This is a genomic window from Limosilactobacillus mucosae DSM 13345 (assembly GCF_001436025.1).
GTDB classification, from domain to species: Bacteria; Bacillota; Bacilli; order Lactobacillales; family Lactobacillaceae; genus Limosilactobacillus; species Limosilactobacillus mucosae.
In genome coordinates this window covers 46,708-61,239 of record NZ_AZEQ01000009.1, presented here as the reverse complement: position 1 = coordinate 61,239, position 14,532 = coordinate 46,708, and the positions used below count along the sequence as shown (strand labels likewise).

General features: G+C 46.8%; 13 protein-coding genes. 6 read left to right on the top strand and 7 right to left on the bottom strand.

Annotated features, from left to right (window positions below):
• Nucleotides 1-611: 611 nt before the first annotated feature.
• Nucleotides 612-1,694: a tyrosine recombinase XerS gene (gene xerS, locus FC47_RS05230; protein ID WP_056968283.1), complete on the bottom strand. Its 1,083-nt coding sequence runs from the start codon at nucleotides 1,692-1,694 to the stop codon at nucleotides 612-614.
• A gap of 164 nt (nucleotides 1,695-1,858) precedes the next feature.
• Between xerS and FC47_RS05225 the strand changes: the two genes are divergently transcribed.
• Together FC47_RS05225 and FC47_RS05220 are read left to right on the top strand one after the other, a co-directional pair.
• Complete coding sequence (locus tag FC47_RS05225; protein ID WP_056968281.1) at nucleotides 1,859-3,538, top strand: LPXTG cell wall anchor domain-containing protein; 1,680 nt, start codon at nucleotides 1,859-1,861, stop codon at nucleotides 3,536-3,538.
• 46 nt (nucleotides 3,539-3,584) lie between these two features.
• Nucleotides 3,585-4,391, top strand: coding sequence for an HAD-IIB family hydrolase (locus FC47_RS05220; RefSeq protein WP_056968279.1), 807 nt, complete (start codon nucleotides 3,585-3,587; stop codon nucleotides 4,389-4,391).
• A gap of 53 nt (nucleotides 4,392-4,444) precedes the next feature.
• Here the strand turns inward: FC47_RS05220 and FC47_RS05215 are convergent, their stop codons facing one another.
• The 3 genes from FC47_RS05215 to FC47_RS05205 all read right to left on the bottom strand — a co-directional run bounded on the left by FC47_RS05215 (nucleotide 4,445) and on the right by FC47_RS05205 (nucleotide 7,901).
• Nucleotides 4,445-5,824 (bottom strand): aspartate ammonia-lyase, encoded by a 1,380-nt coding sequence (locus FC47_RS05215; RefSeq protein ID WP_033935510.1) that lies wholly within the window; start codon nucleotides 5,822-5,824, stop codon nucleotides 4,445-4,447.
• Nucleotides 5,825-6,094: 270 nt separating this feature from the next.
• Complete coding sequence (locus FC47_RS05210) at nucleotides 6,095-6,943, bottom strand: alpha/beta hydrolase (RefSeq protein ID WP_006500959.1); 849 nt, start codon at nucleotides 6,941-6,943, stop codon at nucleotides 6,095-6,097.
• 112 nt (nucleotides 6,944-7,055) lie between these two features.
• Nucleotides 7,056-7,901, bottom strand: a complete 846-nt coding sequence (locus FC47_RS05205) for a DegV family protein (RefSeq protein ID WP_006500960.1) — start codon at nucleotides 7,899-7,901, stop codon at nucleotides 7,056-7,058.
• Between the two features lie 173 nt (nucleotides 7,902-8,074).
• Between FC47_RS05205 and FC47_RS05200 the strand changes: the two genes are divergently transcribed.
• Nucleotides 8,075-8,623, top strand: a complete 549-nt coding sequence (locus FC47_RS05200) for a DUF1836 domain-containing protein (protein ID WP_081036743.1) — start codon at nucleotides 8,075-8,077, stop codon at nucleotides 8,621-8,623.
• 220 nt (nucleotides 8,624-8,843) lie between these two features.
• Here the strand turns inward: FC47_RS05200 and FC47_RS05195 are convergent, their stop codons facing one another.
• Complete coding sequence (locus tag FC47_RS05195) at nucleotides 8,844-9,638, bottom strand: alpha/beta hydrolase (protein ID WP_056968278.1); 795 nt, start codon at nucleotides 9,636-9,638, stop codon at nucleotides 8,844-8,846.
• Nucleotides 9,639-9,794: 156 nt separating this feature from the next.
• Between FC47_RS05195 and FC47_RS05190 the strand changes: the two genes are divergently transcribed.
• From FC47_RS05190 to FC47_RS05180, 3 genes are all read left to right on the top strand, one after another.
• On the top strand, nucleotides 9,795-10,673 hold the full coding sequence (locus FC47_RS05190; RefSeq protein ID WP_056968276.1) for a YitT family protein: 879 nt from the start codon (nucleotides 9,795-9,797) through the stop codon (nucleotides 10,671-10,673).
• A gap of 90 nt (nucleotides 10,674-10,763) precedes the next feature.
• A complete protein-coding gene (locus FC47_RS05185; protein WP_056968274.1) occupies nucleotides 10,764-11,717 on the top strand; it encodes an aldo/keto reductase in 954 nt (317 codons plus the stop codon).
• A gap of 12 nt (nucleotides 11,718-11,729) precedes the next feature.
• Nucleotides 11,730-13,685: an elongation factor G gene (locus FC47_RS05180; protein ID WP_081036742.1), complete on the top strand. Its 1,956-nt coding sequence runs from the start codon at nucleotides 11,730-11,732 to the stop codon at nucleotides 13,683-13,685.
• A gap of 69 nt (nucleotides 13,686-13,754) precedes the next feature.
• On the opposite strand, the gene FC47_RS05175 is transcribed toward FC47_RS05180, so the two are convergent.
• Nucleotides 13,755-14,024, bottom strand: a complete 270-nt coding sequence (locus FC47_RS05175; RefSeq protein WP_006500967.1) for a Txe/YoeB family addiction module toxin — start codon at nucleotides 14,022-14,024, stop codon at nucleotides 13,755-13,757.
• Nucleotides 14,017-14,298, bottom strand: a complete 282-nt coding sequence (locus FC47_RS05170) for a type II toxin-antitoxin system Phd/YefM family antitoxin (RefSeq protein ID WP_006500968.1) — start codon at nucleotides 14,296-14,298, stop codon at nucleotides 14,017-14,019. The genes FC47_RS05175 and FC47_RS05170 overlap by 8 nt, the downstream gene beginning before the upstream one ends.
• Nucleotides 14,299-14,532: the final 234 nt, after the last annotated feature.

The following is a 14,532-nucleotide window of genomic DNA, read 5'->3' as shown; positions in this document are numbered from 1 at the left end:
CAGACATTTATTTACATAATATCGTAGACGTTAATTATACTGAGTTGACCGGCTGTCTGCTTTTAAATCCGTCTGATTAACAGCTAAAAATCAACAAGCCGATTTTTCAAAATAATCATATAACAGTCTTACACATTTTTCTGCTGATTAAAAACCTTGATTTAACGGCATTTATGGCGGTTTAGTGTAAGATTCTTTTATCAAAAGTGTCTTACAATTATCGTTTTAACACTAAAAATCGGCCCAAAACCGGGTAAATGCAGAATTTGGCTCTCAGACGCACTGAAATTAATCTGCGTGGGTAGTTGGTCGTTTGAATGTGGCTGAGCGGCAATTATCGAATGAGCGTTTCGTAAGCATTTTAACCAGTTGCCTTAAACGCGTCCAAGCAAAATTAATTTGTGAATCGGCAACTTTCTTGGCCAGCTAAAATCATAAAAGACGGCAGCAATCTGATTGCAGAATTTATAAAGAGCAGTGGGACAACCATCATCAGTTCCAAAACAAGAACCAACTGAAAGCATCTCGATTGAACATTACGTTTTGAATATTATGTAAAGTCAACGCTAATAAACAAGCTTCTGTCCAGCCATCGCCAGACAGAAGCTTGATTATTCATTTTGCGGCGTTTGGTTTGCCTGCTCGCTGATTTCTCTTAACGCTGCCTTTTGCTCTTTTTGATCAACGTGCGTGTAGAGATCGGTGGCCGAAGTGCCTTTTTGTCCCAATTGCTGAGAGACCAAAACCTGATCCTTGGTTACGTCATACAGCTCCGAGGCCAAAGTGTGACGCAGCTTGTGCGGGGTCAAGGGATGGCCGAATGCCGTCGAATACTTTTTAACCATCCGTTCAATGGCATTGGCAGTAATCCGCCGCGTTTTTCCTTGATAGACCGTCAAAAAGAAGGCCTGGTCCTTTTTGGTCGCCCCGTAACGTTGGGCACGCAGATCACGGTAGTCCTGTACGTATTTGACTGCCCACGGAGCAATCGGCACGCTGTCTTTTTGGCCACCTTTACGGGTAACGTCCAACATCTGCTGCTGCCAGTTGATATCATTAACGTTGACGTTGGCGGTCTCAGAAACTCGGATTCCAGTCCCCAAGATCAAGGCAACAATCGCGATGTCGCGTTCCTTATTACGCCGGTACGCGGGCAATGAGCGCTTGTCGCAGACCTGGGGATAACGATTTTCAATAAAATCAATAAAATCAAACTTCATCTGACCGCGATACATATGCGCGGCCAAAGCATGGGCGCGATAGTTCAAGGTCTTGGTATCATTTAACGAATTGATTTTGAGCATGACGTTGCGCTCAAAATAGGGTTCGCCATCGTTGTTGTCAGCAGTGATCGTCAAAAACTTGAACAAACTGCGCAGGGCATTGATTGAACGATTGATTGAGGTCGGTGAATTGACGCGTCCCTGAGCATTGGTAGTATGGCGCAGATGATCAATATAGAGCATGATGTCATCGCGACGCAGGTGTTCCAAAACTGAAGTCGGAATTTCTCGGTTTGACTTGGCATCAACCAGGCCGCTGGTGCGCAGCCAATCCATAAACCGACGAATCTCAGTCAGATACTGATAGGTCGTCGTAATGGCATGATTGGTTCCAAGGCGATATTCATTAACATAATCTGGGAGCCGCGACAGTTCCTCATCGATCAGTTTCAAATACTTATCGGCTTCCATGTGTTTCCTCTTTTCTATTTGTTTCTACTATTATATAGTATCAGATTTGCTAGAAAGATTCTTGCTAAGTTTTGAGCATGGTTTGACATAAAATGTGGAAATCGGTAAAGTAAATATTGAGATTGGTTTGACCACCAACTTGTTTGATAAGGGAGTAATCTAAGATGAAGAATCAACATTTAAAACAATCGGTCTTAACGGCAGGAGTCATTGCCGGTGCAGCGTTTTTTGGCGGCGGCTGGCAGGAAGCTCATGCCGATACCGTCAAAAATTCCACTGCACAAATTACAACGACTAATCCAAATGCCGCAACTTCGACTACCGATGCGCAATGTGCCGTTGCCAGCGCGCAGGCCGCCGTTTCCCAGGCTCAGCAAAAAGTCGATTCAGCTTCTGCCGCCGTGGCCTCAGCTTCGGCAGCAGTAAATTCAGCGACAGCGGCCCAAAGCAGCGCGGCCAGTGCAGCCAGTGTCGCACAGAGTAATTATGCCATTGCCAGTGCGGTGGCTCAATCACAAATGCCATCCAGTGCTGAACAGGCCGCCGCTTTAAACGGCAGTACAATTGACATCAAAAATGCCAATTTAAATATGTTTGACAATTCATCATCTGATGCGTCAGCCAACGTTAAGAATCAGATTGGTGAAGTCAACGTTACCGAAAACTGGCATTTCAATCAAGCAACACAGAAATACGAAATGGATTCTAGTCTCAAGGATGCTTTAACCGTCGTGCCGACACTGGATGATGAAAGCATGACGCTTGATCCTACTAAGCTGACGCAGGCTCAGCAAAGCGAGATCAGCGATTATGTGGCTGCTTTGATCAATCAGATTCGGGCTAAGTTTGGGCTGACGGCTTGGATCTATAACGATATGACTCTAGCCCAGGCATTGGCAATCGTTAATTATGCCTATAATAGCCAAAACTGGAATACCAGTGTCAAGTTACAGGAAAAAATTGCTCAAAACAAAGCAATTGAAGCTAAAAACAAAACTGCCAAACCAGATGAGCAGGAGCCGCTGATTGATCTTGACAAAGCTCATGATCTTGATAAGCTTTTTGATAACGTTGAATATCAGTATAATGGCACCAGCGACAAGGTTAAGGCCAGCTGGGAAAATATTGGTATTATTTCAGAGAAGAATCCAAACATTGCTTCCACGCTGATTAAAACCATGGGCGATTTAAAACGTGTTGCCACGGTCTCGATTTGGGATATGATGTTTAACGATGCTCACTCGCAAAACAGTCATGCCAGAATGCTGCTGAGTACCAATACTGAATACGTCGGCGTCGCGATGGACAACTATGGAGTCTTACATATCTATGGACTGATTCCATCGGCACTGCAAAAGGTCAATGAAACACAGACGGCTTTAGCCAATGCCAATAAAGACGTTGAAACGCAAAAAAACAGGCTGAGCAAGGCAGAGAAAGAATTAAACGATGCTGTCGATGCCTTGAACAAAGCACAGGATGCCTTAGAGAAAGCCAATCTGCTGATGGCGATTGAAGCCGTTGCCAAGGATACGACCCAGACATCATCTTCGCAAAGCACCGGTTCCAGCACCAAGACGTCCAACAGCAAATCAAACAAGCAGAGCAGCCTTAAAGACGTTACGGTCAAGGCAACCAGTGAGCCAACAAAAGTCAGTCAGGCTAAGCATGGCGACAGTCAGCTCTTAAGCACGTCCAACGCCATTACGACTGCTGAGCCATCAATTTTTGAACAGCTCTTGCCACAGACCGGCAATCGCAATGGCTTGGGCATGACGATTCTGGGCATGTTGATGGGGATGCTGAGCTTTGGCTTTTTAGGTCTGCGCAAGCGTCGCTATTAATCAGAATCATCATTATCGTCCTCAATCGATTGAAGGGAGGATCGCCATGTATCGCTATATCGCAACCGACGTCGATGGCACCATGCTTGACAGTCGGCACCAGCTAAATTCCGCTGCTTTGAATACGGCATTAGGTCAGCTGCAGCAGCAAAACGTTTCTTGGATCGTGGCCAGTGGTGACAGCTATCGATTTTTAAAGAAGTGTTTTGCGCCTTGTCCATTGATTGACACGTTTATCTCAATCAATGGCGCGCTGATCGTCCAAAAAGGGCAGGTCGTTTTTGAAAGAACGCACGCCAAGTCACAAGTCAATGAGCTGATCAAAGCAGTCAACGCGTTGCCGGTCACGCCTGACGTAATTTTGCTGACGGGTTGGAATCATACCTGGGGCACCAGGATTTCTGACCTAAAAGCCTGGCCGTTTGGGATCAATATCGATTTCATTGACGATCTGACTCAGGTTGACGATAAGATCTATAACGTTAATCCAATCTGGCTCAATCATCAAGTCACGCCAGACCAGATCCGCGGTTTTGCCCAACAGATGATTGAGCGCTATCCGGTTTATGCAACCTATAGCGGCTTTGGCTGTATGGACGTCTTACCTTTGGGCGTCAACAAAGCAGCCGGACTAAAAGAGCTGATTATCAATAACGATCATGATCAGCTAAAGAGTGTCGTAGCCTTTGGCGATTCGTCAAATGACCGGCAAATGCTGCAGGAAGCCGGTCTGGGGGTGGCCATGAAAAATGCCAGTCCCGATATTTTAAAGCTTGCCAACCGCATCACCAGTTATGATAACGATCATGACGGTGTGCTGCGCGAGGTTCAGTCGATTTTCAACCTATCATGATCGACAAAAACAGGCCCAGCATTGCTGCTGAGCCTGTTTTTCATTAAGCAACGTTATTTAACGAAGAATGCGGTCGGCGCCAGGGCTTGATTTAATTCTGCCGTTGTTAGACGATCACCAACCAGTTCACGAATCGGACGCTGTTCTTTTAAGGCCTTTTTAACCAGATGGCTGACGGTTTCGTAGCCTAAAAGCGGGGAAAGGGCAGTCGCAGCTTCCGCGGAAGATTCAACCATCTGTCGACAGCGCTCCACGTTTACGGTAATTCCCATCAAGCAGTTCTCGTTAAGCGTCTGCAGAGCACCATTTAACAGGCGGGCATCGTCAAACAGATCAAAGAACATCACCGGCTCAAAGGCGTTGAGTTCCAGCTGTCCGGCTTCGGCAGCCATGGTGATGGTTGCGTCATGACCGATCACCTGGTAGGCAGTCTGGGTTACGAATTCAGGGATGACTGGGTTGACCTTCCCCGGCATAATTGAAGAGCCGGCTTGACGCTGTGGCAGGTTTAGTTCGCCCAAGCCGTTTTGCGGACCGGACCCCAACAGGCGCAGGTCGTTGCACATTTTAGAAAGATCAACGGCTAATGACTTGTAGGCACCTGAAAGCTGAACGTATTCATCAGTGTTTTGCACGCCGTCAATCAGATCTTCACAGCCTTTTACCGGCAGCAGCGTGGCATTTTGCAGCTCTGCGATTACGTTTTTGAGATACTCATGCGTAGCAGTCAAGCTGGTGCCAATCGCCGTTCCGCCCAAAGGCACCGTCAACAGCTGATCACGGGCGGCTTTCAGACGTTTGAGGTCGCGTTCCAACAGTGAGGCATAAGCATGAAACGAGCGGCCAAACGTGGTTGGGATCGCATCTTCCAATTGAGTACGCCCCATTTTAAGCGTGGTTTGGTATTTTTCAGCCAACTGCTTGAGCGTTGCAATTACTTTTTTCAGCGTTAGCGACAGACGATCCGTAAGCTGAATCATGGTCAGATGGCCCGCGGTTGGGTAGGTATCATTGGTTGACTGTGATTTGTTGACGTCATCGTTGGGGTTGACCAGCTGATAGTCTCCTTTTTGGCCACCCAGCAGCTCAATCGCCCGGTTGGCAACGACTTCGTTAACGTTCATGTTGGTACTCGTGCCAGCACCGCCTTGGATCGCAGGGATGGCAAATTCATCTTCATATTCCTCAAAATGTGCCAACAGATCCTGGCAGGCTTTGACAATCGCCAATGGAACACGCTCATCATCCCAACGACCCGCTTTTTGGTTGGCGCGGGCACAGGCCAGCTTAACGCGCAGGAAGTTCTTGACCAGCTCCCGATCATTGACGCTGCTGACGGCTGGAAAGTTGCCACGAGCCCGGACAGTATGAATGCCATAGTAGGCGCTTTGTGGGACGCTTTGAATACCAAGTGAATCGTGTTCTTTTCTCATTATTAACACACCTTTCAAAAACCAATTTGCTTTCTCTTTATGGTTTAAGACTTTATCACCAGCTGCCCAACATGTAAACCAATTTTGGGGACAAACGAATAATCACAAGTTTTGATCGATTTTAGTTGCTTAAAAAAGAAAAAACGGGCCTTTTTTATCTTTATTTTAATCATTCGTTGGATTTCTAATCAGATTCATCGTTTTAAACTAAACTAGACCAATTAAAAACAGTGCCGTCTTGAAAACAAGCTGACACTGTTTTGAGCTGTATTATTTTTTCCACAAAAAGTTGATCAGTAGGGAATCAACCTGTGAGTTGCTGTGTAATTTACTGTGCTGAGCCCGTGCACCTTTAATTTCATGCTCAGTATACGATTTGGCAACTGGCGACACCAGATAGCGCAGCGATTTGGATGAGTTGTTAGGAACCGTGCCATCAGAATTAGAGCCATCCTGCAGATTACCATAGATATTTAAGATCTTGACGCCGGTTGGATAGGTCGTTCGCAGCTTAGTCAGCTCACGATAGAAACGATTGGTTACGGCCGGCTTGCCATCCGCGGCCAGCTTTGATGATGCCTGGTTCTCGCCATTCAAGCCATTGAAATGTCCGGCAATGTCAACTTGTTTTTGCAATTTCGGCAGCTGTTGGCTGTTGGGATGATCCAAAAGGCAATACATAATGTCCATATTGCCCATTGAGTGACCAACCAGATTCATCTTTTTGAAACCCCACTTTTGCTTAGCTGCGCTCAAAACATTGAAGGCCCACTGTCCATCAGTATGATAGTTGGTTTCCCGCGGGTTTTCATAGTTGACTTCAATAATCGGATTAATGGCGTTGGCCTTGATCTGACCATGGAAGGTAACCTTGCCAGTACGGTCGACATTTGCCCAGATAATCGTATTGGTCGCTCCAGCTCGTTTGGCCGCGTTAGCCATGTGTTCTTCAGCATGGCGGCTGCTGCCATAGCCATGGAAAAAGAAGGTCGGCGTCTTTGATTGAACGAATTGCTGAGCTGCCTGGGCTCGCTGCCACCAGCAAAGTCCACCGCTAATTACTGCCAATACCAAAATCGTCAGCAGCCACCGCCACTTTTTCAAAAGAAATTCGTGCATCTTCAAGTCCCCCAATTTGAATTTCTTTTAGCATAGCGGTTTTTAATTATTAAGTAAAATAACTTTTACTGATAGTAGGATACGAATTTTTAATCGTAGTAAAACGGGATGACTATTGCTGCTCATTGCCCTTGACAAAGCCAATCATCAGCCCGCCCTGTTCAGCATAAAAACTGCATAGTCCGCGGCATTCGCCAATTACTACGCTGGCATGGGGATACTCAGCCAACAGCAGCTTTTGAAACTGTTCGGCAGCTGCTCGATTCTGCACGTGATCGATTCTGACCGCGCCGCCTTGATAGCCTTTTTGTTCCATCTGGCTGATCAGGGTTTGGCAGCATTTCTTCGGACCACGTGCCTTGGTCAGCATTTTAAAGCTGCCTTGATCCGCCGTACCGATCACGCGCAGGTTCATCAAGTGTGCCACTTTAGCCAATACGGGACTGATCCGACCGTTTGCCGCGAGATTATCCAGTGAACCCAGTGCAAAGATCAGCTCAACTTGCGACATAAATTCATTTAAAGCCATCACGACCCGGTCAAACGACAGGCCGCTATTGATCAGCTCAGCCAGTTTTTCAGCCATTAAATGCATTGCCGGTCCAGCCGAAAGCGAGTCAAAGACTTGAATCTTAGCAGCGGGATGCGACTCAAGATAAATTGCTGCGGCTTGCTGAGCGGTACTATAGCTGCCCGACATTTTGCCAGTAATCGTCAAGACGTAGATTTCATCAGCATCCCCATAAGCGGCCAGCCACTGGGCCAGATTAGGACATGAAGAGGCGGCTGGCTGGCTCGTCTGCTGCAGGGCGGCTGTGAAAGCGGGCAGGTTGAGGGCTTCATCGTCAGACCAGACTTGATCTTCAATTGTCAGGGTGAGCGGAACATTAACGCATGCAACGTTTTTGATGGATTTTTCCAGCAGGTTGGCGCCGGAGTCAACGACGATCTTTTTCATTAATAGTTACCTCGATTACATTAGCGGTTTTTCGAAAACTCTTTACTTGAAGTTTAGTTGATCCAAATTCCAACGTCAAGTTTTTTAAAAACCGGAAAGAGAATATAAGATACTATTAGTTTAATTATCAAGCCTGAGCTATAATATTTTTAATTGATTTGTGAAAGGAAACCATGATGACTAAGAGAGAAGAAAGAATGGCCCAAGACCTGATTGATTTTAAACTGCCGCGCTATCAAGAGTTGCCTAACGTTGGCCTTTATCTGGAACAGACGACCAATTATCTGAATCAGTGCCTCAGTCCATTAGGCGACGTTAAGCTGACCAGCTCCATGATCAGCAACTATGTCAAGCATGGTTTGATCTCGCGGCCGCAAAAGAAGCTTTATCAAACAGAGCAGCTGGCCGAGCTGATGTTTATTGCCGTGGCTAAAAATGTCCTGCAGCTGGATAATCTAAAACTGGCAATTCGGATTCAGCGACAAAGCTATGACACGCAGACGGCCTATGACTATTTTTGCGAAGAGCTGGAAAACGTTTTGAGATATGTATTTGGCTTGCAAAACGAACTGGCCGTAGTTGGACATGACGATACCGAGCAAAAACACATGCTGCGTAACCTGATTATGACGGTCAGCCACAAAGTCTATCTCGACAAGTATTTTCAGACATTATCAGCTGGCGAATCAGTAATCTCATCACCCAAACAGTCACAACAATAGCGTCATGATAGTGAAACAGGCGGTCATTTGGGGTTAATAGCAGCTAAAAACTTCTCAAGCTGGATTATTATGCAAAAAATGCAGTTCAAGCAATCGCCAAAAGTTACAAAGCATCGATCCGGTACCGTTTTGGAATTCACGCGGGCTATTGATCAAGCGCGGCCATAATCATCAAAAAAAGCGCTGAATCATCCTTGAGATGGGTAATTCAGCGTTTTAATTATTTCCATAAAAACTTGATTACGGCAGTCTGTACTTGCGGGTTGCGCGTCAGCTGATCATGACCTGCACGCGTGCCCTTGACTGCTTGTTCTTGATAACTCTTGGCTCGTGGCGTTACCAAATATTTCAGCGCGCGTGATGAGCTATTGGTAATTGTTCCATCTGAATGATTAGCTTGATTGCCGTAGATGTTTAAGACGGCGCTTGACTTGGGGTAGGTCTTTTTTAAGCCAAGCAGCTCATGATAAAGCATGTTCATATGATAGGGGCGGCCGTTTTTCATCAGCTTTGAATCGGCGTTTGGCTGAATATGCGTGCCGTTAAATGGACCAGCAATGGCAACCTGTTTGGCAAGGGTTGGCAGCTGACCAGTATCAGCATATTTTGTCAAACAGTTTAACAGGCCCATATTACCAGTACCAATTCCCACCAGATTCATGGTCTTAAAATGCCACTTTGCCCGTGCTTGTTTGATAACTTGATATGACCATTGCGCAGTTTTAGAATAGCTGCCTTCATGCTTGGCAAACTCGACTTCGATTACGGGCGCCGTTTCTTTTGTCAATTGTCCGCTTAGCCTGACCTTTCCTTGAGCACTGACCTTGGCATGCAAAACGCTTAGCTTCACGCCGTCTTTTTGCGCGGCGGTAACTAATGGCGTCTCGTCACGCTGACTGCCGGTTCGATCATGAAAAATAAACGTTGCTGAATTCGTAGCCGCACGTGCTGGAATCGTCAGCATCATCATTCCCAGTATGATTCCTAAAAGCAGGCTCCATTTCTTTTTCTGCATCCCACTGCCTCCCAATTTAATTAACTTCTATTATATCGTTAAACGGCGTGATTTGACTAAACAACCGGTTTGCATCTAGAATTTAGTTATTTAATCAGCTACCTGGCATGGGAAGCTGAATTGATCGAACATGATTTAAGAAAGGCGGGTGATGCAATGCTCAAGCAGGCATCGACCAACAAAGTAAGACTGCTGGATCTGTTGATGATCACGATCGGCTGCGGCATTTATGCACTGGGATTCGTTAAGATCAATATTGCCAATCGATTAGCGGAAGGCGGGGTTACCGGGATCTCTTTGATCATCTATCATCTATTTCATGTTGATCCTTCCATTTCGACTTTTTGCATCAATATTCCACTGATCGTCATCGGCTATCGGCTATTGGGACGGCGCGCTTTGATCTATACCGTCTATGGCACCATTTGGCTATCAGTATGGATCTGGATTTGGCAGCGCGTCCCATTCACCCTGGATATTCAGCATGACCTGTTTATTTCTGGGGTCTTAGCTGGTCTGATCGGCGGCTTTGGCTCAGGAATCGTCTACCGTTTTGATGGTACAACGGGTGGGTCAGATGTCGTCGCACGGATGTTTGAAAGGCATCGCGGCGTTCCCATGGGGCGTTCGCTTTTAATCTGTGACGCGATCGTTTTAACGGCATCGCTTTCCTATATCGATATCCGTAAAATGATGTACACGCTGTTAGCATCCTATGTCTTTTCCAAGGTGGTCAATTTTACGCAGGCTGGTTCCTATCCTGCACAAGGTTTCATCATTATCTCGACCCAAACCGAGGAGATCAGCAATCAGATCATGTGGCAGCTGGAACGGGGCGTCACGCTGCTGAAAAGCGAAGGTGCCTATTCGCATCAGCCAGGCCAAGCCGTCTATTGCGTAGTGGCCTCTGAAGAAGTCGTGACCTTGAAGCGCTTAATCAATGATATCGATCCGCATGCCTTTATTACTACGTTTGACATCGCCAGCGTGGAAGGCGAGGGCTTTACCTATGATCTGCCTAATCGGTCGCATTAACCATATTCTCCTAGAACCGGCATGAGTTTTAGGAGATTTTTTTGTTTTGGTTTATACTGATCATATCAACAATAAAGAAGGCGTTAAATTATGCAGACGATTAAAATTGGCGCAACAAATTGGGAAGTCTCAAACGTTGCCTTAGGGATCATGCGGATGGGGACACTGCCCGTTGCTGAGGCTGTTAAGACGCTTCAGGCCGCTCATGAAGCTGGCATCAACTTTATCGATTCCGCTGACATCTATGGCCGTGATCCCAAACTTGGTCGCGGCTCATCCGAAATTCATTTTGGCCAGGCACTCAAGCAAAGTGGGCTACGACGAGATGATTTCTACATTCAATCCAAGGCTGGGCTGTTTGCTGATGAAACGGGCCGCATTACGCGCTATGACTCTTCTAAAAAGCATCTGCTGACTGCCGTAGATGGCATCTTAGAGCGGATGGGCATTGACTATCTGGACTCGTTCTTGATTCATCGGCCTGATCCATTGATGGAACCTGAAGAAGTAGCCGCGGCTTTTGATGAGCTGCAAAAAGCCGGCAAGGTGCGGCACTTTGGCGTTTCCAACTTCAACCCGCAACAGATTGAATTGCTGCAGCAGGCCTGCTCCCAGCGGCTGCTGATCGATCAGCTGCAGTTTTCAATCATGCATACGGGGATGATTGATTTTGGCCTGCATACCAACATGACCGATCAAGCCTCGCTCAATCATGATGGGGGACTGTTGGAGTACACGCGGCGCAAGCAAATGACGATTCAAACCTGGTCGCCGTTTCAATATGGTACGTTTGCGGGAACCTTTATCGACAATGATGAGTTCCCTGAATTAAACGTGGTGTTAAAGCAGCTTGCCGATAAGTATCATGTTTCTAAAAATGCGATCGCGGTTGCTTGGATTCTCAAACATCCCGCAAAAATGCAAGTGCTTTTGGGGACGATGAATCCGCAGCATATTATCGATAGTGCTCAAGGCAGCGAGATAACCTTGACCAACCAGGAATGGTACGATATCTATCTGGCAGCCGGCAACTCACTACCATAAAGGAGAATTGAATTGAGCAAACAGATTACGATTGGCATGATCGCGCATGTTGATGCCGGTAAAACAACGCTGTCTGAGGCCCTGCTTTATCAGACGGGAATCATTCGCCGTCTGGGACGTGTTGACAATGGGGATGCTTTCCTGGATTCCGATCAGCTTGAAAAAAAGCGTGGCATTACGATTTTTTCCCACCAGGCCAAGCTTGAGTATGACGACCTGTCCATCACGCTGCTGGATACCCCTGGCCACGTTGACTTTGCCGCTCAGACTGAACAGGCGCTGCGGGTTTTAGACTATGCGGTTTTGGTAATTTCAGCAACCGATGGCGTTAAAGGCTATACCAGAACGCTTTGGCAGCTGCTGACTGAAAACCGCGTTCCGACTTTTATCTTTATCAATAAAATGGATGCTGATACGGCTGATGGTCAGGCTGTCCTTAGTCAGCTGCAGACTGAGTTGGCGCCAGGCTGTTTTGCATTGACGGATTTTAATGGCAATCTTAAACCATTTGATCATGAAGAACTGGCCATGCAAGATGATGATGCACTGTTAGAATACCTGGATCAAGGTCGGCTTTCAGATGAGCGGATTCGGCAGATGATTCAACACCGGCAGCTTTTTCCCTGCTGCTTTGGTTCAGCATTAAAGCTGCAGGGGATCGATGCCTTGCTGGCTTCACTTGCTCAATGGACTCAGCCCCGTGAATTTCCCAGCGAGTTTGCGGCGCGGGTGTTTAAGATCTCACATGATGAACGGGGTGAACGCTTAACCTGGGTGCGGGTGATGGGCGGCAGTCTCAAGGCAAAGACTGCGATTTTACCGGATCAAAAAGCCAATCAGCTGCGGGTATACAATGGCAGTAAGTTTACCATTGTCAATCAGGTTGCATCAGGCGCTACCTGTGCCATTGCCGGACCAACGACAACCTATCCGGGGCAAGGGCTGGGAAAGCTTAAAGACGACACGCAGACGCTTATGCAGCCCGTTTTGAGTTATGCGGTTGATCCGAAAGAAAATGACGTTCATCAATGCTTAAAGGCCATGCAGACGCTGGCTGATGAGGATCCGCTGCTGCATGTGGTTTGGGATGAACAGCTGCAGGAGATTCGCGTTCAGATCATGGGAACCGTGCAGCTAGAAATTTTGCAGCAGCTGCTCTTAGAACGATTTGGCATGGATGTTGACTTCATTAAAGGCGGTATTTTGTATCGTGAGACCATAACCGCGCCAATTGAGGGAGTCGGTCACTTTGAGCCATTGCGGCACTATGCTGAAGCGCATCTCTTATTAGAGCCGGCCAAGCGGGGAACCGGGATCCGCTATACCAGTCAATGCAGTGTCGATGTGCTGAATAAAAATTGGCAGCATCAGATCATTACCAGTCTGGAGCAGACCAGTCCCAAGGGCGTTTTGATTGGCGCCCCGCTGACCGATGTCAAGGTAACGCTGGTTGGTGGTCGCGCGCACGTCAAACATACTGAGGGTGGGGACTTCCGTCAAGCTGCCAGTCGCGCGCTACGGCAAGGATTGATGACTTTAAAAGCCCAGCATCAATGTCAGCTTTTGGAGCCGTGGTATCGTTTCCGGCTGATGGTCCCAAGTACGCAGGTTGGTCGTGCGCTTAACGACTTGCAGCGCATGCATAGCGAGGTTGACCCGCTTGATGATCAGACGACTGACAGCGTTTTACTGACTGGTCTGGCGCCAGTTGCCCAAATGAGCGACTATGCCACGGTGCTGCGCGGTTATACGCATGGACAAGGACAGCTGGAGTGCCTGCCGGCTGGCTATCGACCATGTCATAATGCTGACGAGATCATTCAGCAGGCGGACTATCTGCCGACTGCCGATCTGGCTAATACGCCGGATTCGGTTTTCTGCGCGCATGGTGCCGGCTATCCAGTCAAATGGGATCAGGTTCCGCAAACCATGCATTGTGACTACTACTGCGACTTTATGCATGTATGAACGTAATCACACCATTAACTGATCTATTATCTTAAAAAGGCCTCAGCAAACACGCTGGGGCCTTTCTGCTTATTTATGATAATGATACTTTAGTTGGATGATTTGAATAGCCGTCTCAGTTACCGCGTATACCATGCGATGCTCGTCATTAATTTTTTTAGACCAAAAGCCTTGCAGATCATGTTGTAAAGGCTCTGGCTTTCCCAATCCGGAAAAGGGATGCCTAATTGTATCACTGATCAGCTTGTCAATACGTTTAACCATTGATCGGTTGGCCTTTTTCCATTCCAAATATTCTTCCCAAGCATCTGCTGTAAAAACAATATTCAGCTTATTCATGACTATTTAAGCTCTCAAATTCTTCTGGCGTTAAAAAATGTTCCTGCTTGCCGAGCTGTTCAATCGAATGCTTTAAAGCAGCCCTGTTCGCCTCGCTTTTTAGCAGATAGTTAGTTTCTTGCCAAGAGTTGTACTCTTTTTCAGAAATCATTACAACATTCTTATTTTCTGGTCTTGCAACCAAAACCGTATCACCATATTCAACTATATCATCAGCATACTTCTTGAAATTTTTCCGCAATTCTCGTGTCGTTACAGCTTCAATCACGATCATTCACCACCTTGGTTTGTTGGTTTAATTATAACATTTGTGTACACAAAATAGTACACTTTTAATAATCATCATAGTTTTCAGCGACCACTGCAGCTAAGCTATCAATGCTTTTGCACAGGGTTGTTATGGTGTGCTTACGGATGAATGACAACTACTGATAAATAAAAAGCTCTCTGCCGGGGCTATTTGCCTGAGCAGGGAGCTTTGTCATCTTTGCAACGTACCATCGCGGCG